The 24,198-nt window shown below is 48.3% G+C and carries 20 protein-coding genes; 16 read left to right on the top strand and 4 right to left on the bottom strand.

The genetic code is table 11. The features are described 5' to 3' along the window. Positions 1-118: 118 nt before the first annotated feature. Positions 119-1,777 (bottom strand): polysaccharide lyase, encoded by a 1,659-nt coding sequence (locus A3841_RS13555; RefSeq protein ID WP_083610366.1) that lies wholly within the window; start codon positions 1,775-1,777, stop codon positions 119-121. A gap of 1,031 nt (positions 1,778-2,808) precedes the next feature. Here A3841_RS13555 and A3841_RS19915 point away from each other — a divergent pair. The 3 genes from A3841_RS19915 to A3841_RS13540 all read left to right on the top strand — a co-directional run bounded on the left by A3841_RS19915 (position 2,809) and on the right by A3841_RS13540 (position 8,606). After that, entirely contained in the window at positions 2,809-5,760 is a 2,952-nt protein-coding gene (locus A3841_RS19915) for an InlB B-repeat-containing protein (protein ID WP_083610365.1), read from the top strand. A gap of 86 nt (positions 5,761-5,846) precedes the next feature. Then, a complete protein-coding gene (locus tag A3841_RS13545) occupies positions 5,847-6,866 on the top strand; it encodes a glycosyltransferase (RefSeq protein WP_073852883.1) in 1,020 nt (339 codons plus the stop codon). A gap of 327 nt (positions 6,867-7,193) precedes the next feature. After that, positions 7,194-8,606, top strand: coding sequence for a T9SS type A sorting domain-containing protein (locus A3841_RS13540; protein WP_073852882.1), 1,413 nt, complete (start codon positions 7,194-7,196; stop codon positions 8,604-8,606). A gap of 96 nt (positions 8,607-8,702) precedes the next feature. Here A3841_RS13540 and A3841_RS13535 read toward each other — a convergent pair whose 3' ends face one another. After that, positions 8,703-9,515 (bottom strand): 2,3,4,5-tetrahydropyridine-2,6-dicarboxylate N-succinyltransferase, encoded by an 813-nt coding sequence (locus tag A3841_RS13535; protein WP_073852986.1) that lies wholly within the window; start codon positions 9,513-9,515, stop codon positions 8,703-8,705. 53 nt (positions 9,516-9,568) lie between these two features. On the opposite strand from A3841_RS13535, the gene A3841_RS13530 reads away from it, so the two are divergent. The 13 genes from A3841_RS13530 to A3841_RS13470 all read left to right on the top strand — a co-directional run bounded on the left by A3841_RS13530 (position 9,569) and on the right by A3841_RS13470 (position 22,183). Then, positions 9,569-10,714 (top strand): glycosyltransferase, encoded by a 1,146-nt coding sequence (locus A3841_RS13530; protein WP_073852881.1) that lies wholly within the window; start codon positions 9,569-9,571, stop codon positions 10,712-10,714. A 67-nt stretch (positions 10,715-10,781) separates the two neighbouring features. Next, positions 10,782-11,780: a 3-oxoacyl-ACP synthase III family protein gene (locus tag A3841_RS13525; RefSeq protein WP_073852880.1), complete on the top strand. Its 999-nt coding sequence runs from the start codon at positions 10,782-10,784 to the stop codon at positions 11,778-11,780. A 94-nt stretch (positions 11,781-11,874) separates the two neighbouring features. Then, positions 11,875-12,534 (top strand): metal-dependent transcriptional regulator, encoded by a 660-nt coding sequence (locus tag A3841_RS13520; protein WP_073852879.1) that lies wholly within the window; start codon positions 11,875-11,877, stop codon positions 12,532-12,534. 16 nt (positions 12,535-12,550) lie between these two features. Next, positions 12,551-13,480, top strand: coding sequence for a metal ABC transporter solute-binding protein, Zn/Mn family (locus A3841_RS13515; protein WP_073852878.1), 930 nt, complete (start codon positions 12,551-12,553; stop codon positions 13,478-13,480). Between the two features lie 12 nt (positions 13,481-13,492). Further along, positions 13,493-14,281: a metal ABC transporter ATP-binding protein gene (locus A3841_RS13510; protein WP_073852877.1), complete on the top strand. Its 789-nt coding sequence runs from the start codon at positions 13,493-13,495 to the stop codon at positions 14,279-14,281. A gap of 74 nt (positions 14,282-14,355) precedes the next feature. Next, on the top strand, positions 14,356-15,639 hold the full coding sequence (locus tag A3841_RS13505) for a metal ABC transporter permease (protein WP_073852876.1): 1,284 nt from the start codon (positions 14,356-14,358) through the stop codon (positions 15,637-15,639). 166 nt (positions 15,640-15,805) lie between these two features. Further along, positions 15,806-16,684 carry a metal ABC transporter permease gene (locus A3841_RS13500; protein ID WP_073852875.1) on the top strand — a complete coding sequence of 293 codons (879 nt, stop codon included), beginning with the start codon at positions 15,806-15,808 and terminating at the stop codon, positions 16,682-16,684. A gap of 67 nt (positions 16,685-16,751) precedes the next feature. Next, complete coding sequence (locus A3841_RS13495; RefSeq protein WP_073852874.1) at positions 16,752-17,342, top strand: thioredoxin family protein; 591 nt, start codon at positions 16,752-16,754, stop codon at positions 17,340-17,342. Between the two features lie 295 nt (positions 17,343-17,637). Next, positions 17,638-19,014, top strand: a complete 1,377-nt coding sequence (gene mnmE, locus A3841_RS13490; protein WP_073852873.1) for a tRNA uridine-5-carboxymethylaminomethyl(34) synthesis GTPase MnmE — start codon at positions 17,638-17,640, stop codon at positions 19,012-19,014. Positions 19,015-19,254: 240 nt separating this feature from the next. Then, complete coding sequence (locus tag A3841_RS13485; protein ID WP_073852985.1) at positions 19,255-19,821, top strand: helix-turn-helix domain-containing protein; 567 nt, start codon at positions 19,255-19,257, stop codon at positions 19,819-19,821. A gap of 11 nt (positions 19,822-19,832) precedes the next feature. Beyond that, positions 19,833-20,969, top strand: a complete 1,137-nt coding sequence (locus tag A3841_RS13480) for a tyrosine-type recombinase/integrase (RefSeq protein WP_073852872.1) — start codon at positions 19,833-19,835, stop codon at positions 20,967-20,969. Position 20,970: 1 nt separating this feature from the next. After that, positions 20,971-21,711 (top strand): hypothetical protein, encoded by a 741-nt coding sequence (locus A3841_RS13475; RefSeq protein ID WP_073852871.1) that lies wholly within the window; start codon positions 20,971-20,973, stop codon positions 21,709-21,711. 118 nt (positions 21,712-21,829) lie between these two features. Further along, complete coding sequence (locus A3841_RS13470) at positions 21,830-22,183, top strand: helix-turn-helix domain-containing protein (protein ID WP_073852870.1); 354 nt, start codon at positions 21,830-21,832, stop codon at positions 22,181-22,183. Positions 22,184-22,853: 670 nt separating this feature from the next. Here the strand turns inward: A3841_RS13470 and A3841_RS13465 are convergent. Both A3841_RS13465 and A3841_RS13460 read right to left on the bottom strand, forming a co-directional pair. Next, positions 22,854-23,321 carry a hypothetical protein gene (locus A3841_RS13465; RefSeq protein WP_073852869.1) on the bottom strand — a complete coding sequence of 156 codons (468 nt, stop codon included), beginning with the start codon at positions 23,319-23,321 and terminating at the stop codon, positions 22,854-22,856. 92 nt (positions 23,322-23,413) lie between these two features. Beyond that, positions 23,414-23,857: a hypothetical protein gene (locus tag A3841_RS13460; protein WP_073852868.1), complete on the bottom strand. Its 444-nt coding sequence runs from the start codon at positions 23,855-23,857 to the stop codon at positions 23,414-23,416. Positions 23,858-24,198: the final 341 nt, after the last annotated feature.

Below are 24,198 nucleotides of genomic sequence, written 5' to 3'. Positions count from 1 at the left end.
CAGGCGTTGCAATGCTTCAGGTATTAAATAAAAAGGGCCCAAGGTATAACCTTGGGCCCTTTTTAGATTTGTTTGGTTTAAGTGTTTGCTACACTAAATCAGAAATTCTGAATGTCTACTAGTTTTTGATAGTAAACTTTATTGACACTGGTGTTCCGGCCTGGCCATCCTTGTATGGTGTGGCTTTCAGGGTATAAGTACCGGTGGCTGGTGGGTTCCAGTTGCCGTAGTAGAAGTTACCGTTGCCATCGTCGCCGTGCAGGGCAAACGGAGCACCTTTGTCTGTGTAGGTCCTGCTCTGGGCGCCGCTCAACTCAAACTTTACGTTCTCCACCGAAGAAGAAGCATTGGCCTGAATGTTCAGCTTGGTGTAAGCCAGGGAGCTAAGTGTAATCACAGAACCATCCGCAATTGTCTGCACACCTTTCTCTAAATGTGAATCAATCAGAGTAAAGCCCGTGATGTCGGAGCTAGCAGAAGGCTGAGCAATTTCTGTGCTTCCGGAAGTAGCGCCATCCTCATTTGGAATGATCGTCTCACCAGAGTTCACGATCGTGAAGGTGATGGATACTGGTGTTCCGGCCTGGCCATCCTTGTATGGTGTGGCTTTCAGGGTATAGGTACCGGTGGCTGGTGGGTTCCAGTTGCCGTAGTAGAAGTTACCGTTGCCATCGTCGCCGTGCAGGGCAAACGGAGCACCTTTGTCTGTATAGGTCCTGCTCTGGGCGCCGCTCAGCTCAAACTTTACGTTCTCCACCGAAGAAGAAGCATTGGCCTGAATGTTGAGTTTGGTGTAAGCCAAGGAGCTAAGGCTAATTTGTGACCCGTTAGTGATGGACATCACTCCTTTTTCAGTGTGCGAGTCGATCAGGGTGAAACCTGAAATATCGGCGCTAGAAGAAGGCTCTGAAGTACCCGCCTCCGGAGAAGTAGGCTCTGAGGGGTTAGGTGCTGGTTCAGACGTGGAGCCGGAACCAGAACCAGAACTCATCTCGCTTAACGTAGCATTGCTGTTGCCCAGTCTTACGTTGTCGATGTACCATACTCTCTTTTTAGTATTGGTTGTTTCGCTGCCGTTCCAGTCCCACTTGTAGATACCCACTTTCCAACGTGGCAGGTCAAAGCCTGACTTAATAGTGGCACCTGATCTGGACGCAACTTTTTTATCGTTTAACCATACTTCAATCAGACCATCTGATCCCGTAGAGTGCACCATATGGATCACAAAATTGTGCCACACATCTTTTGTCATTTTACCTAGTGAAAGACGGGCTTCTCCAACGTGCATGATAAACTCGCCGCTCTCTACTACCAGTACGGTATGTGGGGACCCGGAACCACCACCCTGGTGCCACTGGGTGATGATATCTCTACTTCTCTCATCAGCATAATCGGCAGCGGGGAAATAGCCCGCAAAGGAATACCAGCCTTCTTTTGCCCTCGTATCATCGGGGAATATGAACTCTGCTCTTGTTCCGCCACTAGCTTCTGCATCAGAATCGCGCAATTCGAAGCGGCCAGCTTTAGAACCTTCAAAGGCTGGGCTCGAAACTAAGTTAAAGCCATAGTTTGTACTTGCTTGCAACCTGATGCCATCAAAGCCAGTCCCGTCTTCAAAGGTTTCGTTAAAAATGAAGTTAGCAGAGGTGGCTAAATCAGTGGCTTCTGTACTAAGTTCGGCATTGGGTGTCATGTCTTCCATTTCTTCTTTTTCGCATGACATGGTGATTGTGCCCACAAGTAGGGGCATGAGGATATACTTGAATCTTGAATTCATGTTTTTTGGCTAAAAGTTTTGGCTAAAAAGTGAAATTTTACTCGGTGGCTACAAAAACAACACTTCAATTCTTCTATTTTATCATTGTTTCTATAGCCATGTTGATTTTATCTAAAACCAACAATTTTAATATTAAACAAATTGAATATAAAAAAAACTAAAGCTCTCTCCATAGGCAAACCAACTCTCTATAATTCAACAACATACCTATCTTAATACCTAAACAACCCGCTCGGTCGTTTTTGGATATTTTATTCATTCGACTTCGACAAAGATATACCGACCTGTTTCAGATTTAAAAACCGTTTACCAATTTTTAGCTAAAAAGCTTTATAAATAACCACAACTTCTTTTACTAGTTATACTTTCTACAACCTGTGGAATTAAATAAATTATACTAATGATGGAATATATACAACTACAAATTATTACGTTTCGAAGTATATCCTTACACCACATTGATTCATATAGCTTTAAGAGATTTTTAATTAAAGCAATACTCCCCCTATTCACCTGTGAACCAGTAGTATTTTTTAAACGCTAATACAAAAACAGCACTTTCCAATTTCATTTGGCAGAACTCAGTACTTCTGCAAGCACAAGAAAGTATAAATGACTCAAAAACAAGGCTTTAACAATCTTTATATAGTAGAATAGAAGTAAATCATGTTGTGCTGAAACCTGTGCTGAGTATGGTGAGGGAATCGCCGTGATAGTGACACCAAAGACATATTAGGATAGTTAGTGCCTTCCATAAAGCGGCTTATACTAATTTACAGCGGTCCCGGCCAAAGGGCAAAGTCTTGCAAATAGTGGTTCCTGCTATAAATGAAAGGGTTGAGTTCTTATGTAATAGATACCTCTTTCGTTACGCTTTATACTATTTTACTAAATTCTATAAAGCATTTGTTAAATAAAATCTATTTCTTCCGTATAAGACCATATGGCAGGTAACTCGATAAGAGATTATTAAGCGTCACCATCTCCGATTAAGACATCTATACTTTATAAAAACCTAAAAGTAGTTCCGTATGAAAAGATTTACTCCGCTTCTGCTTACCATTTTGTTGATGTTTCTCATCCATGTCCCCTCTGTTGCAGAGGTAAATCAAAGCACCATTTTTACTTTTACTTCCACCTGGAAATACCTGGACAACGGCTCTGATCTGGGGCAAGGTTGGCACACATTAGCTTTTGATGACAGCAACTGGAAAAGCGGGAATGGGAAATTCGGCTATGGGATAGGTGATGCCAGCACAACGGTAAGCTATGGACCCAAATCATCCCCCAAGTACATTACCACTTACTTCCGGAAAAGCTTCTCAATCGTAAACCCAAGCGATTATACTTCGTTTAGCGCCAGCGTGAAGCGGGATGACGGCGTGGTCATCTACCTCAATGGCATTGAAGTACACCGAGACAATATGCCGGCTGGTACGATTGGTTATCAGACGTTAGCACTCGCGGGTGCCAGCGATGATGGTACGGAGGTGAAGTCTTTCTCCATTCCCTCTTCATACTTTAAAGCTGGCCCCAATGTCATTGCCGTGGAGGTACACCAATCAAAGGCTTCTTCCTCAGACTTAGCATTCGACCTGGAACTGGCAGGCAATAATTCATCCCTTTCCCAATTTAAGCTGGATATCAGTGTAAACGGAGGAGGAACAGTTTCCAGAAATCCTGATTTAACCATTTATGAGAAGGGGAGCGATGTTACCCTGACAGCGATGCCGGATCAGGGCTCCGTATTCTCTGGCTGGAGTGGAGATGCCACCGGTACAGCAAGCACTGTCACCATCCCCATGGATGCTGATAAGGCCGTTACAGCAAACTTCATCAATTCTTCGGGCCTGCAGCAGGTAACCAGCTTTACGCTTGTCAACTCAGCCACCGAAAAAGACATTCAGGCAGTTGTAGCAGGAACCACGATCAGTCTGGCATCCCTGCCAACCACCAAACTAAACATCAGAGCCAACACCTCCCCTGCGTCTGTAGGAAGTGTGAAATTTGAACTGAGCGGCGCCCAATCCCTGACATACACGGATAATGGAGCACCATACGCCCTGCATGGCGATGATGGCAATGGCAACTACTACTATGGGAGCTGGAACCCTCCTGCCGTGGGTACTTATACCTTAAAGGCTACCCCCTACTCAGGAAGCAAGGGAACCGGTACAGCGGGCTCCCCCTTAACGATCACGTTTACTATCGCAGCAGACGCAGCCCCGCAGCCGGATCAGACTCCCCCAACGGTGTCAGGCATTTTGCGTCAGACCCCTACTACCAGCACCACAAGCGCAACCACAGTAATTTACCGGGCGCTCTTCTCAGAAAAAGTAAGCGGCGTGGATCCGGCTGACTTTGTAGCCACCGTTATCTCGGGCACTCTCTCCAGCAACATTTCGGCGGTGGCTGCTGCCAGCACGGACGGCACAGCCTATGACGTAACTGTAAGCGCTATTCAAGGGACAGGCACGCTACGACTTGACCTAAAAACGAGTGGCACCGGCATTAAAGACGAAGCAGGAAATATGATGACAACAGGTTATACTTCCGGTGAAACCTATATAATCCAACCTGAGCCAAGTGCAGGAACAGAGGGATTTATATCTATTACCCCACTGAGCCCCTTACCTATACACACCAGTTTGGGCGATCAGCCCCAATCTAAAGTATGGAAGTACGCTGACAAATGGTGGGCTGTGCTCCCCAGCACAAACGAAGGAACGCATATCTGGAGGTTAGACGGAACAGAGTGGACTAGAACGATACAAATATCAGACAGCGATTTCACACGGGCAGACTGCAAGGTAGATGGCAGCAACGTACACATATTATTATTCAGAGGTGCAAACCTTCCCTCTAAATTAGTTTCTGTGGAGTATGGATCGGTGGCAGGTGATTATACTCTCTGGTCTCAAAGAAGCTCCAGTGTTCTGATTCCACTGGACGCAGGTGTAAAAACTGCCACTATTGATATTGACGGAACAGGGAGAATGTGGCTAGCTTCCAATGGAAACAGAAATGCCCTTGTAAGGTGGAGCGACGCACCATATAGCACCTGGAGCACCCCGATTGTCGTAGCCAGCGGCCTCACAGACGATGATATCTGCGCCGTAGTGAATTTGCGGGCCTTAAATAAAATTGGTTTTCTGTGGTCTAACCAGAATACGAAGCGCTTTGGATTTAAGACCCATGCCAATGGCGCTTCCCCAGCTACCTGGTCTGCGGATGAGGTACCTGCCTCGCAATCGGCAATTGAAAGCGGAGACGGGATGGCCGACGACCACCTGAACATGGCCGTTGCCTCGGATGGGACGTTATACTGTGCGGTGAAAACAGGATACAAAACAGGACTTGCCAGAATTGCCTTGCTTGTCAGACGCCCTACCGGAAGTTGGGATAATTTATACGAGGTTTCCAAAGCGGGCAACCGCCCGATCGTGATTTTAAATGAGCATGTGGGCAAGGTTAAGGTTATCTATGCTGCTCCGAGTGCCGGAGGCATCTACTACAAAGAAGCATTAACCAGTAATATTCAGTTCGGCTCGGAGCTTTCCCTGATTGATGAAACCTGTGACTATGCTACCAGCAGCAAAAACAACTATACCGGTGAAATTGTCATTTTTGCCTCTACAGGCAAGCAGGGCTACTCCGTGCTTGCATCTGATGACACCTCGATTGTAACATCGCATGAAGAGGAGGCTAAAATCAAAGTAGATAATTTAGAATTGACGGTTTATCCAAATCCTATCCAAGACAAGGCACGCCTCAGTTTCTCCCTGCCAAACAGAGGACCATATGCCATTTACATCTATGATGCCAAAGGGACGCTGGTCGAAAAAATGCTGGAAGGAGCCAGTAACCGGGAAGAGCATGTGAACTTGGAATTGAACTGGGCAAACCGGAGCAAAGGACTTTATCTGATAAAGTTAGTCACCTCTGCCGGCTTTAGTACGCATAGAGTGATTCTGAGCAAATAAAGCTGTCTTGAGGTATACGGGCAAGGCATTTACCATACTTGCTTTTAGCCATTGGCAGTTCTAAACAACCGTAATCAAAGTTTGGTATGAGCACGGGCATCAGCATCATTATTTGCACCTATAACGGGGCCACGCGGCTACCGGATACGCTCCGGCACATTGCCGTGCAGCAGGTTTGCCCGAAAGTATGTTGGGAGGTGCTGGTGGTGGATAATGCCTCCACCGATCAGTCGGCCGCAGTGGCTACCGCAGCATGGCGAAGCTATGGTTGCCCGGCCTCCTTCAGGGTGCTGTACCAACCTCAGAAAGGCCTTGCGTACGCCCGGGAGCTTGCCCTTGAGGAGGCCGCCTATGACTTTGTGCTCTTCTGCGATGATGATAATTGGCTGTCGCCGAGTTACGTGAATCTTGCCTACGATCTGATGCAGGAAACCCCCACGGCTGGCGTGCTGGGCGGGTATGGCGAATTGGTGTTTGAAAAAGATCCGCCTGTCTGGATGCACAACCTTACTGCGCTGGCGAGCGGCCCCCAGGCCTCAGCCTCTGGTAAAGCACCCTATAATGCGGTGTATGGCGCTGGTTGTGTTATCCGCAAAGCAGTCATCCAAAAGCTAGCAGTGGCTGGGTTTAAGCCCCTTCTATCTGACAGAAAGGGCAAGCAATTAAGCGCAGGTGGGGACTACGAGTTATGCTATGCCATCGCCCTGGCAGGGTATGAGATCTGGTACGATGAAAGGCTACGGTTTAAGCATTTTATGCCGCAGCATCGCATTTCAGCATCATATTATCAGCAATTGCTAAAAGAAGGCGCCGAAAGCCTGCCCGTTCTCATTCCATACCGGCTTAGACTGAATCAAAACTGCAGGGGGATGGTCTACTTCAACCTCAACCTGCTTAGGGTCTTTGTTTTTTATTTCAGAAGGCTTGTATGGCTGTTACTCGGGAAGGTGGCACCAGGCAAAAGAAATAAGGAACCTATACTTCACAAGCTGATGCTATTATCAAACTTTTATAAACTGTACACCCTGAGAAATTATACATCTATGAAATACAACTTCAAGAAAGTACTGGAGCTTGAAAGAAGATTGACCCGGTACAGTTCCTGACACGCTGCCGGCACAAAGGATAAAACGGAGTTAGCTGCACACATTAATACCACAGCCACCATTAAACCTTGCAAGCTTCTGCTTTGCCCCGTACTGAAATGGAAAACTCAAGGGACACAAATAAAATCGCTAAACTACAATATTGTTATTATTTGAAATTATTAAAACCTTTTACTATTTAAAACATATATTATAAATAAGATACAATAAACAAATTACTAACGCACCTCTTACAGCTATACGAACAACATAGCTTTTATCATGACATATAGCAGAACCAGTAGTTAAGGTGGTTTCATGTTTGGCAGTAAATAATCCCTTATTTCTATGATTAAAATTTTCCTCAGTATAGGCCTCCTTTTTTTTTCATTTACTTTTGCTAAAGCTCAGGACACTACAGGATTTCTTGCCGTTAGGGAGCTTAAACCACTATCCGTTACCAGAGACACCGGAGAAACCCCACAGTCAAAAGCATGGGCTTACGCGGGTTATTATTGGACTGTATTACCCGGTGACTCGGGCACACATCTTTGGCGGTTAGAGGGGGACATCTGGGTCAAACAACTAAAGCTTTCGAATCATTTATATAAAGCCGACTGCAAAATAGACGGTGACTTAGCTCACATTTTACTCTTTACAGGTCGGGATATTATCAGTCTGGTTTCACTGAAATATAATACAGGATCTCGTACTTATAAATTTTGGTCGAAAGACCCGGAGAATGTAGACATAAACATTGGCAAAAAAGCTTTCACGGCTACTATCGAGGTTGACAGCAAAGATAGAATGTGGTTGGCTTCGGATGCGGAGTCAAGCATTGATGTACGCTGGAGCGATCCACCTTATACTTCATGGAGCGAACCTGTAAACCTGGCAACCGAGGTAACGGATGATGACCTGTGTGCCATTGTCAGAATAGGGAATAAGATAGGCGTGATGTGGACAGATGTGAACAAAAAGCGGTTCGGATTTAAAACACATGCTGACCAGGCCGATCCTACTGCCTGGTCAGAAGAGGAGATTCCTTCTTCCCAATCTGCCCTCGACCTGGGGGGAGGTATGGTCAGCAACTCCTTAAACCTGGCCTCTACCAGCGACGGCACCTTGTATGCTGCCATCAAAACAAGCTTTAACACACCTGGCCATCCGAGGCTGGCTTTACTTATCAGGCGGCCGTCCGGCAACTGGGATGACCTGTACGGTGTCTCCGGATCTGGTGACCGGCCGGTTGTCCTCTTAAATGAGGAGGCCCAGCTAATTAGAGTGGTGTATAATACCTCCCTGGCCAACGAAAATGATATCGTATATAAACAGTCTCCCATGAGCGGGATAATCTTTACGCCCGAGCAGCTTTTGCTCAAAGGCCCCTATACAGATGTTACGAGCACAAAAGATACTTTCACCGAAGGAGTTGTCATACTGGCATCGAATGAAACACATACGGCCGGGGTGCTCGCCTTTGATAAGTTACCCGAAGAAGACTGCTGCGACTGGACATTGTATCCAAACCCGTTCAACGACATTACCTCGCTTTACATTAAGACTCGGGCATCTGGGAAGTATAACCTGACGATTTATAGCAGTACAGGCGAGCAGCTGACATTTTTATCAGGCGATACGGAGGCTGGCGAAGTAAAAAGGATCGAAATTAATGCCGAAAAATTCACTACGGGACTCTACTTGCTAAGGCTACAGACCAAAGAGCAGTTCAGAACTTTTAGGGTAGTTATTAATAAGTAGTTGTTCCAATACCTTTGGCCCGCCTTCCACCTTAATGAAAAAGCCCTTCCTGTAAGACACAACAGGAGGGGCTTTTAACATTGCGCTAGCGTTACTCTACACCGCCACTGCGTGGTCGCGCAGCACGTCGTTCAGCGAGGTCTTCAGGTCTGTGCTTGCTTTGCGCTGCCCGATGATGAGGGCGCAGGGCACCTGGAACTCGCCTGCCGGGAACTTCTTCGTGTAAGAACCCGGGATGACTACGGAGCGCGGCGGCACATAGCCTTTATATTCTTTCGGCTCGCTGCCCGTCACGTCGATGATTTTGGAGCTGCCTGTAATGGTGACACCGGCCCCGATCACGGCCTCTTTACCAACACGGCAACCCTCCACCAGTATACTTCTGGATCCGATGAAAGCACCATCCTCTATGATAACGGGGGCAGCCTGTACCGGCTCCAGCACACCGCCCAGACCCACGCCGCCGCTCAGGTGCACGTTCTTGCCTACCTGTGCGCAGCTTCCCACTGTTGCCCAGGTGTCCACCATCGTACCGGAGTCTACGTAGGCCCCGATGTTCACGTAGGACGGCATCATCACCACGCCCCTTGCCAGGAATGACCCATAGCGCGCCACCGCATGCGGCACCACGCGCACACCCAGCTGCTCATAATTACGTTTCAACGAGATCTTATCATGAAACTCGAATGGGCCGACCTCGATCGTCTTCATCTGCTGGATCGGGAAGTATAAAAGCACCGCTTTCTTCACCCACTCATTCACGGTCCACTCCTCGCCTTTCGGCTCCGCCACGCGCAGCACACCTTTATCTAAATCCTCAATTACGGCACGTATGGCCTCCACCGTGATAGAATCTTTAAGCAGTTCACGGTTTTCCCATGCCTGTTCTATTATTTTTCTTAGCTCCATTTTCAGTATATGCTTGTTACCCAATATTGCGTAAAAGTAAGTATTTTTGATGGATGTCCGAAACCAGAATTCTGCTAGCCTCCCTGCTGAAGCCCATCAACGATACACGCATGTACGAGAAGTTGGGCTTGTCGGTAAGTAAATTTGGAGGAACCGAAGTGCATATCGCTGGTTTCCGGGCGCCCGTTCCGGCGGCGGCACCGGCCAATATATACTTCCACCCCATCTTCGACTTTAAACGCCTGAGCCTCGGCCGGTTTCTGGCGCAAAGGAAGTATAAGCAGCTGCTCCACCAATTAAAGCCGGACCTGATCATTGCCTGCACCCACGAACTGCTGCTGGCAAGCCAGCAGTATTGTCAAAAGTATGGCGCCAAGCTGATTTACGATGTGCAGGAGAATTATACTTTGAACCTGACCACGCAGCAGAATTACCCGCCCCTGCTCCGGCAACTGCTCGCCTTTGAGGTAGCCAGGTCCGAGAAAAAAGCGGCGCCAAGTGTGAACCACTTCCTGCTGGCCGAGGAAAGCTATGTTACCGAGCTGTCATTTTTAACCGCTGGAAAGTATGCCGTGATCGGCAACAAGTATAAACCGGAACCAGATTATACTTTGCCGACCACACCAAGACAACTAAAGCAGGAGCCGCTGCGGCTGCTCTACTCCGGCACCATCGCGGAAGTATACGGTGTTTTCGAGGCGGTCAGTTTGGCCGAGGCACTGCATCATTTGGATCCCTCTACCACCCTCACCATCATCGGCTACAGCTCACGGAGCCATACTTCAAAACGGCTGCAGGAACGTATAAAAGGCAAACGTTACATCAAACTTATCGGAGGCAACGAGTTGGTTCCGCACCAGCAGATCCTGCAAAGTATAAAAGAGAGCAACCTGGGGCTGCTGCCCTACCGGCCGCACCCCAGCACTGCGCGCTGCATCCCTACCAAACTATACGAGTACATGGCCTATGCCCTGCCGGTGCTGGTGCAGCAAAACCCGCTCTGGCAAAGTATAACTGAGGCGCACCAGGCAGGCATCTCTGTAGACTTCAGGCAAGCGCCTCCCCAGGAGCTGCTGCAACGTATACGCCAGAGCAAGTTTTATACTTCGGGGATACCGCAGGAGATTTTTTGGGAAGCGGACGAGGCAAAGCTGCTTCAAATAGTTAAGGATACCTTAAGCAGCAGCACCAAAGTATAAATTTTATTTTTAGATGAATCTAAAATTCGGATAAAGCAGTATATTTGAAACTAAACGAGACGACAAGATGCGTAATTCAAGAATTGGTGGCGTTGGCCACTACGTACCGGAGAACGTGGTAACAAACAAGGACCTGGAGAAGATCATGGATACCTCGGATGAGTGGATCCGGGAGCGCACAGGCATTGTAGAGCGGCGCTATTTCCAGGAGGGTGTGGACACCACCGCCAATATGGGCGCCGCCGCTGCCCGCAAAGCCATCCAAATGGCCGGCCTGGAGCCTAAGGATATCGACATGATCGTTTTCGCTACCCTGAGCCCGGACTACGTTTTCCCAGGTTCCGGCGTGCTGCTGCAGCGTGAGTTGGGCTTGAAGGAAATTCCGGCCCTGGACGTGCGCAACCAATGCTCCGGCTTTATCTACGCCCTCTCGGTGGCCGATCAGTTCATCAAGACCGGCATGTATAACAACGTGTTGGTAGTAGGCTCCGAGATCCACTCCACCGGCCTGGATTTCTCCACCCGTGGCCGTGGCGTGTCAGTGATCTTCGGCGATGGCGCCGGTGCTGTGGTGCTTGTTCCCTCCGAGAGCAACGACCGTGGCATACTTTCCACGCACCTGCACGCCGACGGCGAGTTTGCCGAGGAACTGGCCGTTGTAAATCCAGGCAGCAACAAAAAGGAGCGCCTGACGCACGAGATGATCGAGGACGGGAGTATATACCCCTACATGAACGGCAACACGGTGTTCAAGCACGCCGTTACCCGTTTCCCCGAGGTAATTCAGGAGGCCCTGAGCAAGAACGGTTACAAACCGGAGGATATTGACCTGCTGGTGCCCCACCAGGCCAACCTGCGCATCACTTCCTACATCCAGCAGAAGATGGGTCTGCCCGCTGAAAAGGTGATGAGCAACATCCAGAAGTATGGCAACACCACCGCCGCCTCCGTGCCAATAGCCCTGAGCGAGGCGTACGAGGAAGGGCGCATCAAGGAGGGCGACCTGGTGTGCCTGGCTGCCTTTGGTAGCGGCTTTACCTGGGCCTCTGCGCTGATACGCTGGTAAGCGTAAATTTTGAATTTTGATTGAGTGAATGAGTGAATTACAAAAATTATACATTCTCTCATTCACTCAATCGCTCATTCACCCATTCCAAACCATGTCTCATAGTTATACCGAGGAGAACTACATCAAGGCAATCTACAAGCTGTCGGCTAACGGGGCGCAGGAGGTGAACACCAATGCCATTGCGGAGGTGCTGGAGACCAAGGCGGCTTCGGTAACCGATATGCTGCGGAAGTTAAGCGCCAAAGACATCGTTAACTATAAGAAGTATAAAGGCGTGTCGCTGACCCCGCAGGGGGAGCACGTGGCGCTGCAGATCATCCGCAAGCACCGGCTCTGGGAGACGTTTCTGGTAGAGAAGCTCAAGTTTAACTGGGACGAGGTGCACGAGGTGGCGGAGGAGTTGGAGCACATCTCCTCCACCCTGCTCACCAACCGCCTCGATGAGTTCCTGGGCTATCCCAAATTCGACCCGCACGGCGATCCCATCCCCTCCGAGACCGGCGAGATGAAGCAGAAGAAACAGCGGCTGCTCTCCGAGATGGAGGTAAACGAGGCCGGCGTGGTGGTAGGCGTAAACGATTCGCAGCCCCTCTTCCTGCAGTACCTCGACAAAATGGGCATCTCTCTGGGCTCAAGTATTAAAGTCATCGACCGCATACCTTATGACAACTCCCTGGAAATACACCTGGAGGACAACAAGAGCCTGCTCATCTCCAGCGAAGTGTCCAGAAATCTATTTATATCCGCCTGAAGGCGCCGCACAAACTATGAGATCGATCTATTTACTGGCCATACTTTGCCTCACTCTGCTTGCCGGCGCCTGCACGCAAATAGAAACCAAAGGCACCATGGCGGCGGGCCAGCGCATGAAAGTGCTTACCACCACCAGCATTCTCAAGGATGCCGTGGCCAATATTGTGGGCGATGCCGCCGATGTGGAGTCGGTGATGGGCAGCGGCGTGGACCCGCACCTCTACAAGGCCACCCAGGGCGACCTGCAGAAGCTGATGGAGGCGGACGTGATCATCTACAACGGCTTATACTTAGAGGGTAAGATGGGCGAAGTGATGGAGAAGCTGAGCCGCCAGAAAACCGTAGTGACGGCTACGGCAAGTATACCGAAAGAAAGGCTCCGCTCCTCCGAGCAGTTTGCCCACAGCCAGGACCCGCACGTGTGGTTTGATGTGCAGCTGTGGATGGAGGTAGTCAGGCACCTGAGCCAGGAACTACAGCAGAAAGACCCGGCCAACGCCGAAGTATATCGGCAGAACACGCAGGCCTACCTGCAGGAGTTGGACGGGCTACACCAGTGGGTAACACAGCAAATACAGACCATACCGGAGCAGCAGCGCATCCTGATCACGGCGCACGATGCCTTCGGGTATTTCGGGGATTCCTATGGTATAAAAGTGCGCGGGCTGCAGGGCATTTCCACGGTGTCGGAATTCGGCTTGCAGGATGTATCCTCGCTTGTTAAGTATATCGCTGACAACAAGATAAAGGCTGTGTTCGTGGAGTCATCAGTCTCACCAAAGGCCATCGAGGCCGTGGTGGTTGGGAGCCGGGAACGGGGGCATCAGGTAAAAATCGGCGGCACCTTATACTCCGACGCTCTGGGGAAGGAAGGAACAGCAGAGGGCACTTACATAGGAATGGTGCGGCACAACGTCTACAGCATGGTGTCTGCTTTAAAATAAAAGTATAAACGAATGATACTTCAAGTAGAGAACCCGGTGGTGGAGGTGCACGACCTGACGGTGAGTTACGACCGCAAGCCCGTGCTGTGGGGCATCGACCTGACCCTGCCTGCCGGTGCGCTGGTGGGCGTGATCGGGCCGAACGGAGCGGGCAAGTCTACGCTGATCAAAGCGATGATGGATTTGCTGCCGGCGGGCAGTGGCTACGTCAGGATTTTTGACAAACCGATAGGCCAAGTGCGTAACCGCATCAGTTATGTGCCGCAGCGCGAGTCGGTGGACTGGGATTTCCCGGCCTCGGTTTTTGATGTGGTGCTGATGGGCCGCTACGGCAAGCTGGGCCTCTTTAAACGGCCGCGCAAGGCGGATAAGGACGCCGCCATGGAGGCGCTGCAGAAAGTGGGGATGCAGGGCTTTGCCAACCGCCAGATCTCGCAACTGTCCGGCGGGCAGCAGCAGCGCGTGTTCCTGGCCCGCGCCCTGGCACAGAACGCCGATATATACTTTATGGACGAGCCCTTCGCGGGCGTAGACATCGCCACCGAAACGGCCATTATAGAATTGCTGCGTACCATGCGGGAACAAGGAAAAACCGTCATCGTAGTGCACCACGACCTGCAGTCGGCCACGGAGTATTTTGACTGGGTGGTGCTCCTGAACCTGCGCCTGGTCGCCTCCGGCCCAACTGAGAAGATCTTGACCCAGCAACTGCTGGAGCAGACCTACGGCGGCAAACTCACGGTGCTCACCAAAGTAGGCGAATTGCTCAAAAAGCAGGAGTTTCCATCGAGAGAAAGATAGGGAAGTTAAAGAGTTTGGGAGTTAGAAAGTATAGATTCATACTTTTCAGTAAGTAACAAACAGCCAATACCGGCATGAACGAGTTTTTTGAGTTCTTTTCTTTTGCGGATGCCAACGTTCGGTATGTCACGCTGGGTTCGGTGCTGCTGGCGGGCAGCTCGGCGGTGGTGGGCTGTTTTACGCTACTCCGCAAACGAGCGCTCGTGGGCGACGCCGTGGCGCATGCCGTACTGCCCGGTGTTTGCCTGGCGTTTATACTTTCCGGCACCAAGAACCCCTTCATACTTCTGCTCGGGGCCTTTATCACCGGATGGATCTCCCTGCTCACCATCGATTTTATCACCTCCCGCTCCCGCATTAAGGAGGACACGGCCATCGGTCTGGTGCTTTCCGTGTTCTTCGGCATCGGTATAATTCTGCTGACGGCCATACAACACTCCGGCAACGCCGCCCAAAGCGGCCTCGACAAGTTCCTGTTCGGCAAGGCCGCCTCATTGGTGGGCGAGGATCTAATTGCTTTCAGTTTGGTGGCTGTGCTGCTGCTGGTGGCCACACTCCTGTTTTACAAAGAACTTACCCTGCTCTGCTTCGACCAGGCGTATGCCAAAACCATAGGCTACCCGGTGCGGGCGCTGGAGCTGCTCCTGACAACGCTCACGGTGTTTGCCGTAGTGGTGGGCATACAGGCAGTGGGCGTTGTGCTTATGGCGGCCATGCTGATTACGCCGGCTGCCGCGGCCCGCTTCTGGACCGACAGGCTGAGCCTGATGCTGGTGCTGGCCGCCCTGATCGGCGCCTTTTCGGGAGTGGCGGGTGCCTTTGTTTCGTATACGGCGCCGGCCATGCCAACCGGCCCCTGGATCGTGCTGATCGTGTCGATGATCGCCACACTTTCGTTTGCCTTTGCGCCGGGCAAAGGGTGGGTATCGCGCCTGCTGCGCCAGCGCCGCAACAAGACGCTGATCCTGGAGGAAAACCTGCTGAAGCTGCTCTACCAGTTAGGGGAACAAAAGCAGGGTACGCTGGCGCCTCATACCTTTCAGGAGATACTGGAAAGAAGGGCAATACCCCAGAAGCTCGCCAGAACGGGTTTGAGAAAACTCGGGAACCAGGGATACATCGAGAAAACGCCGGAGGGCTGGTTGCTCACCGGCCAGGGCCAGCGCCGGGGCGAGCGGGTGGTGCGGCTGCACCGGCTGTGGGAGCTATACCTTACCCAGTACCTGCACCTGGCCTCCGACCACGTGCACGAAGATGCCGAGACCATCGAGCATATCATCACACCGGAACTGGAGCAGAAACTGATGGAGGAACTTGGCTTCCCCGTTCTCGACCCGCACAGCGCCCGGATCCCATAGGGAGTTGGAGAGTTAAAGAGTTAGAGAGTTTGGGAGGTAAGAGTTAGAAAGTTGAAGACTATAGAATCCAAGATAAGAAGACAATAACTAAACAACCATCTAGCCATCAACATTTAACCATACAACCATTTATCAATCAGCAATTAACAATTAACAATTAAAACCTGTGAACGCCTTTTGGATCATACTTACCGGATCGTTGGTTGCCACCTGCTGTAGTCTGCTGGGTTGCTACCTCATCCTGCGCCGCATGGCCATGGTGGGCGATGCCATCTCGCATGCGGTATTGCCGGGCATCGTCATTGCTTTCCTGTTCACGGGGTCGCGGGAGTCGGTGCCGATGCTGATCGGGGCGGGCTTGCTGGGCGTGCTGACCACTTTTTTAATTGAGTTCTTCCACCGCTATGCCCGCGTGCAGGCCGATGCCGCGATCGGTGTTACGTTTACCTGGCTGTTTGCCATCGGTATCATACTTATCTCGGTGTTCGCCGGGCAGGTTGATCTGGACCAGGATTGCGTGCTCTACGGCGAAATTGCCTACGTGCCACTAGACCTGTGGATCACCGGGGGAGGACTGAGCCTTGGGCCCCGCACCGTCTGGACCCTGGCCGTGGTTACCCTGCTGATCATACTTTTCATCGTGCTGGGCTACAAAGAGCTTTTCCTGACTACCTTCGACCCGGCCTATGCAGCGGCCATCGGCATCTCCACCACGGTCTGGTACTACTCCCTCATGACGGCGGTTTCCTTTACAACCGTGGCCTCTTTCGAGTCGGTGGGAGCCATATTGGTGGTGGCGCTCCTGGTGGCCCCTCCTGCTACAGCCTACCTGCTTACCGACAACTTTAAACAAATGCTCCTGCTGTCGGTGCTGGCGGGTATACTTGCCTCCGCAGCCGGCTATTACCTGGCCGTCTGGATCGACGGCTCCATTGCCGGGGCCATTGCCACAGTTACAGGTATGGAATTTATGTTGGCGTTCCTCTTCTCCCCAGCCCGGGGTATACTTATCAAGAGGAAGCAACTACAGCCTGTGCAGCATTAAGCCGGAATTTATACTTAGCCGATCCTGTTAAACCTTTATGCATGATGCCACACCACCTCCACAAAGTATGATTACAAGAACAGCTATACTTGCGATCTTTGCCCTGGTCCTCTTTGCCGGTTGCAGCAACCGGAATACCTCAGCCTCCCTACAGGCCTCAACCACTGAAACCACACCGGTACAGCTGACCGCGCTGGAAGGCACTGCTGAAAAAGCTGAGAAAATTCAATGGCTGACGATAGAGCAGGCTGCCGCCCGCATGGAGAAGGAACCACGCAAGATCGTGATCGATGTGTATACCGACTGGTGCGGCTGGTGCAAGAAAATGGACAAAGGCACGTTTACGGATCCGAAGGTAGTGGAGCTCGTGAACAGGCATTTCTACCCCGTAAAGCTGAACGCCGAAGGCAAAGATCCCATTACCCTCAGAGGCCAGACCTTCAAATATAAAGACGAGTACAGATCGCATGAGCTGGCGGTGGCACTGCTGCAGGGCCAGATGAGCTACCCTACCACCGTGTACCTGGACGAAAAGATGAACATGCTGGCCCCCGTGCCCGGCTACCTCGACGCGAAGACCTTTTCCAGGATCCTGCGTTATTTCGGCGAGAACCATCACAAGTCGATGAACTTCCAGGAGTTTGAGAAGAAGAACTGATACTGCTCAGATGCAGGTGCTATGCAGTATGATTGACAAGGCCTGGAAGTATAAAGCACGGCATCAGGAAGTATAAAAGTATGACTCTTTGCCTCTCCAACGTATAAACCGGGAGCTTTGAGCGTATCGCTAAAGTATGCGAAGTATGATATCAGGCTTCCTGGAAGTATAAACTGCACGGCTTCGCTGCAGGCAAAGTATCCTGCGGCGCCAGTCAATCCCTTACACCCTGCTCCCAGCCCTGCTATTCCGAGTTAAAAAGCGTAAATTTGCAGCAGCATTATTTATACTTGAATTGATCCAACATAACACGACCGATACCATTGTAGCAGTAGCTACCGCGCCAGGCACCGGTGCCATTGCCGTTATCCGCCTCTCCGGCCCCGAAGCTATCACCATCACCGACTCCGTTTTTAAGGGGAAGGACCTATCCAGGCAGGCCAGCCATACCATCCATTTCGGCACTATCCGGGACGCGGAAAAGGTGCTGGACGAGGTGCTGGTGTCGCTGTTTGTGGCGCCGCACTCCTATACCAAAGAGAATGTGGTGGAGATCTCCTGCCACGGCTCTGACTTTATAGTGCAGCAGATCGTGAAGCTGCTGCTCAGGCACGGCGCCCGACTGGCCAGCGCCGGTGAGTTCACCAAGCGCGCGTTCCTGAACGGGCAGTTCGACCTGGCCCAGGCCGAGGCCGTGGCTGACCTGATTTCCTCCGACTCCGCCCTCTCCCACGAGGTGGCCATGAAACAGATGCGCGGTGGCTTTTCGCAGGAGATCAAGCGTTTGCGTGCCGAGCTGGTACACTTTGCCTCTATGATTGAGCTGGAACTGGACTTTGGCGAAGAGGATGTGGAGTTCGCCGACCGCGAGCAGTTGCGCTCGCTCATACTACATATTCAAAGTATAATCCGGGAGCTACTCAAGTCTTTCGAGCTGGGCAACGTGATCAAGAACGGTGTACCTACGGTGATCGTGGGCAAGCCGAATGCAGGAAAATCAACGCTCTTAAATAAACTACTGAACGAGGAGAAGGCCATTGTGTCGGATGTGCCCGGCACCACCCGCGACCTGATCGAGGATGAGATAAACATCGGAGGCATCACCTTCCGCTTCATCGACACCGCCGGCCTCCGCGAGACGACAGATAAGGTAGAGGCTATCGGTGTGGAGCGCACCATGCAGAAGCTGAGCCAGTCGTCGCTGATCATTTACCTATTCGATATTACCGAGATTTCGGTTGAGGAAGTACAGGCCGAGCTCGAGAGGCTCAACCCCAAAAAGCTGCCTATAGTGGCCGTTGCTAACAAGATTGACCAGGCGTCGCCGGAGAAGTTGGCAGCCTTTGCAAGTATAGAAGGATTGGTGCAGATCTCAGCAGCCGAAGGTGCCAACCTGGAAACTCTGAAACAGGCGCTGGTAGAGAAGGTGAACCTGGGCAAGCTGAATACGCAAAGTCAAACCATCGTAACCAACCTCCGCCACGTGGACAGCCTGAACAAAACCTACTCAGCCCTCGATGATGTGCTTAATGGTTTGGGCCTGGGCATAAGCAACGATTTGGTGGCCGCCGATATCCGCAGGGCGCTCTACAGCCTAGGCCAGATTACAGGCGAGATCACAACGGATGACTTGTTGGATAATATCTTTACTAAATTCTGCATCGGAAAATAGAGCCACAAAACACCCATATTACATAAATCATTTAAAAGCCTCTAATATATTAAATTAGGGGCTTTTTTCATGCTCATATCAATAGTTTTCAGCAGTTTATTAATTGATATTTATACCCTTTTTTGTACCTCGCTTGTACCCCACCCCCTACTTTTGTACCTCAAAAATTTTAAGAGGGAGATTTTGCAACATATAGCAACATATAGCTACCTTTGGCTACATACACAAACAAAGAGCACCATGAGTTCTAATATTAGGATACAGCGTATCTGCCAGCATTGCGGAGAGGAGTTTACTGCAAAGACTACGGTTACTCAGTATTGTGGTGACCCTTGCTCAAAAAAGGCTTATAAGGTAAAGCAAAGGAAATCTAAAATTGAGGCTAGTAACCAGCTTACAAAGTCTGTCATACTTAAACCTGTAGAGGAGCTAAAAGCTAAAGAATTCCTAAGTATTTCAGAGACCTGTCAGCTTTTAGGCCTTAGCCGTTGGACTGTCTGGAGGGCCATAAAAGCTAATGAGTTACCAGCTGCAAAGGTTGGTAGACGCTCTATAATAAAGCGTACTCATCTGGACCAAATGTTTGAAAAAGCGGCCCCCGCTGTACCTACATTACAGCCTAAAAACCACATAATACAGGTGAGTGACTGTTATACCCTTACAGAGGTGCAACAGCTCTATAGTATCTCTGAAAAGGCCTTATATGAGGTTATTAAGCGTAATAGAATTCCCAAGATAAAAGAGGGTATATATGCTTATGTACCAAAGGTAGAGATTGATAAATTATTAGGTGCTAAAGCTGTTTAGTCAGATTATATATGAGTAAAGTAAAATTAAGAAGTAAAGCTATATCTGGAGGCCGCCAGACCCTCTATTTAGATTATTACCCTCCTATTCCTAATCCTGAGACTGGTAAGCTTACACGTAGGGAGTTTCTAGGAATGTATACCTATGATAAACCTAAAACCACTGCAGATAAGGAGTATAACAAGCTTACCTTAGAACTGGCAGAGGGAATAAAGGCAAAGAGGCAGGTAGAAGTTAATAATAAGCGATATGGGTTTTTAGCTAAGACACAGCTGGGTATCACCTTATTAGAATATTATACTGAACAGATAGAAAGACGGGTAGGCTCCAATAATGGCAACTGGCAGAGTTCTCTATATTACCTAGAGAAGTTTTTTGATGCTGACACTAAACTATCTGAGCTAACAGTAAACCTGTGTAATGAATATAAGAATTATCTACTAAGCGCCCCCAGCCAGAGGAGCCCTAAGAAAAAGCTCTCCCAAAACTCTGCAGTATCATACTTCAATAAACTAAAAGCCACCCTAAAGCAGGCCTTTAAAGATGGTATCCTACAGAATGATATTAATGCAAGGATTGAGGCCATACCTACAGGTGAAACACACACAAATTTTCTCACTCAGGAGGAGTTAGATTCCTTATATGATACTGATTGTGAATTATCCGACATAAAGCAGGCAGCTATCTTTTCTGCACTTACTGGCCTACGTTTCTCTGATATAGAAAAGCTGCTATGGTCAGAGGTGCAGTATAGTAGTAAAGAGGGTTATTACATACAGTTTAGGCAGCAAAAGACCCAAGGAGTAGAAGTACTACCAATATCCGATCAGGCTGCAGAGCTTTTAGGTGAACGTGGTGAGCCTACAGCTAAAGTATTTTCTACCCTAATCTATTCTGCATCTAATAATAAGGTACTAAAGGACTGGGTTAAGGCAGCAGGCATAACAAAACATATTACATTTCACTGTTTCAGGCATACCTACGCCACGTTACAGCTATCATTAGGGACTGATATTTTTACGGTCTCTAAGTTACTAGGCCATAGAGCCCTTAAAACCACTATGACCTATGCTAAAGTAATTGATAAAACAAAACGTGAGGCTGCAGGCAGAATAAAGCTTAAGGCTAATAAGGAGGAGGGTATATAATATGAGTCTGCAGGATTTTCTAGCTAATGTAGAAGAGGGTAATTTAAGTGAGCTGGAGTTATACAATTATGTAGAGACTGCCACTAATAACTTTAAGCTTGAGAAGCTTGAGCTTCTACTTAAGGGTATTGAGTTTTATATTTTCCAGCGTAGGGAGGAATTCTATGCAGAAAATGAGGCTAAGCTTGATGAAATACTATACCAATACTACATTACTGGTAAGGAGGTCCCCTACAAAGATATTACAGACCCAAATACGTTAAAAGGGAAAGGCCAATTAGATACTATAAGAGTTGTAGATAAGGATAAGCTATTCTCAAATGCCATACATTATCAGTTGTTTTCTATTTATGAGCTAAAGAAGTTCGTGGTAGCAGGGCTACGTAATAATGATGTAGCTAAGTCTACTAATAATGAGACAAAGGAGGAGGAGCTTTTGGACTACCTAACTGAGGAGGGAAAGAGAGCTATGCCAGCCTTGCTACATTTATATAATAGGGTTAAAAAAAAGGAATACGCCCTACTATACATAGCCTTACAGGAGCTAGAACTATTGACTGAGAGAATAAGAGTACTGGGTGAGGCTAAGATAGTTTCTTTGCTGACAACTACCTTTGGACCTCAAGTAGGAGGCAGAGGAAATTTTAACAGATACCTTAATGATTATCGTCACCCAGACTCAGTAATGAGGGCAGAAATTGAGCACCATAAACAACGGATTTTAGATACGCTTAAACTCTAACCTCCTGTAGTAAATATGGTCCCTGCATTAGCATATTATTAGCAAGGTTTTAGCTGCTAATAATGACAATGGATATAGTCACACCTTTGCACAGTTAACAATAAAATGTGAGAGAGATATGACAGAAAACCCATTTATGATTATTGAGAATCGCTTAAATCAGCTAGAGTCTATATTATTGGATATAAGGGCTCATCAAACTAAACCCCAACTGGACACACTTTCTACTGACCAGCTTCTTACAGTGGAGGAGGCTTCAAAATTTCTTACTTTAGCTATACCAACTGTATATACACTGGTGCAGCGTAGGATTCTGCCAGCGTGTAAACAGGGTAAGCGCCTTTACTTTTCAAAGGAGGAGCTTACTGCATGGGTAATGCAGGGACGTAAAAAAACCCGCTCAGAAGTGGAGGCAGAAGTAGCAGCTTATAAAAGTACTCATAGGAGAAAGAGAATAGTTGCCACAGCTTAATTTTGAATGGTGTAGAGCCATTAAACTATCTACCTGACTTCTATTTATTGGCTGGTAATAGGCCCTCTCAGATAGCCTTATTATGCGTTATCTGGTAGGGCCTTAATTTTTTATGTAGCGCCACCTTACCAAGCTTTCCCCTACCCCTCCTCTATTTTAAGCCCCCCTTACTAATAGGGCCTATTGCTTATAGCAACAGTTAGATTGCAGTCATACTCAATTTCACTATTAGTAAACTCTCTTAGTAATACAATTAAAAAATATTCTATCTAGAACCATAGCTTTATGTTTTTCTAGCACCAGCCATAAGCTTTAAAAATTCTTCCCTCTTTTCATCTGGGAGGCTACCTATATAAAACTCTACCAGATACTCCAGAGCCTTACCCCTGTTATTATTTAGGCGGTGGTTTATACTGGCTAGTACCCTTATAGCCACTTCATATTCTGGGCTAATGAAAAAGCCTGCTAATGCAGGCCTCTTATTTACTACCCCTAGTTTAAAGGGGCTTTGCCGCTCTATAGAGTCATCTGGAGTAATGGCAGGGTTTGTACGTCTGCAGCTCCAATAAGCTCATAGGGCTGCTCTACAGGCCCCCTATTCATAGATGCTATCATTTCACCTATGAGTCTCTCTTTTCTACTTGGTGTCATAGTTATATTAAGAACATTATTAACCTGCCTCCTCCCAAAGCTGGGTGTCATATACACAATCCATCAGAGCCATACCGTCTGTAAGCTTATTGATATTCTCGTACCTACTGATAGGCTCCCAGTCAAACTCTAAAGCCTGAGACTGCCAGAATTTAGCCATAGGTGTCAATAGCCAGATATAATGTATTATCTGCTCTCCAGTTGCCTCCTTTACTTGGAAAAACTCTGTTACTTCTGACTCCAGTAGAGGCAATACCAGCCCGTTAGGCCCCTCTACAATAGCATATATTACTCCAGCTTGCTTTTTGATGACTATATCTAAACCATCTAAGGGCACATACCCCCCAAGTGTATTCCTGTGTAAATAAGCTTTTCTTAACCGCTGTATCTCAACAGCCTGTGATAAATCCATATACCCTCCTTTTTTTTTAATATTATACAATGCTTTTTCCATTTTTAGCAGTGTTACTGCTGCTTTCTCTTCCATACCATACTCCTCCTAAAAAAATATTCTACTATAAACATGTAAGCCTCACACCAGAGGACCTAGTGCAAGGCTTATATTAAAGCATTTTCCTACTAATGTGAAGAAACTGTAGATACCGATGTAAGTAATATAGGCTCTTCTGTTGACCTTAATGCAATATGAATTTCTCCCTCTCCGGTACCCCCGACCAAATCAGCCATAATATCAAAAATCTGTCTGCTTCTTATAGAATTACTATCCTCCAATTGACCCATGCAGCCAACCAATGTAGTAAGAAAATGTAAAAAAGCCTCTCCTGACATCTCATCAATCATCTCTGATGGTATTGACGCATCCTCCAAATGTTCTGCCACCTCAAATTTATGGAAAGCCATCTGCACCTCCCTATCATGCCATTCGTAATGAGGCCTTAAAGAATTGCTATCTATTAGATAGAAAAAATTTCCCGACTCCTTTAATACATAATTAGTTAATTCAGGCCTACCATTGATTAGCTTTTCAATTCTGCCTAGCGTTATCGCCTTAGATAAATCCATACACCCTCCTCTCTTTATTTATATTATCAATATTTATAAAGGCAAATATACAGTATAATATCCCACTAAAAAAAGCTTTCAAAAGCACCAAATAGACAACATTTGATTATTTACATCAACCTACAAAATGAAGATATTATTTTGTGTTTCAGTTAAAAAAAGTACAATTAATATTTTATGTAATCAGCATTTATCTGAGGTGGTATAACAGTTTCTATATACCTATTTGCGCTTTACCAGTATGGCCCTGTGATGTATTGCTCCTGAGTGGAGCAAAAGCTGATAATCAGGCAGTTGTGTAGCCAAAAAGTCTATTTAGACTAAATATTAATTAACCTAAA

The organism is Pontibacter flavimaris, from assembly GCF_001907195.1.
Classification (GTDB): domain Bacteria; phylum Bacteroidota; class Bacteroidia; order Cytophagales; family Hymenobacteraceae; genus Pontibacter; species Pontibacter flavimaris.
Note: the sequence above shows the minus strand (reverse complement) of the source record. Positions and strands in the feature narration are given on the sequence as shown.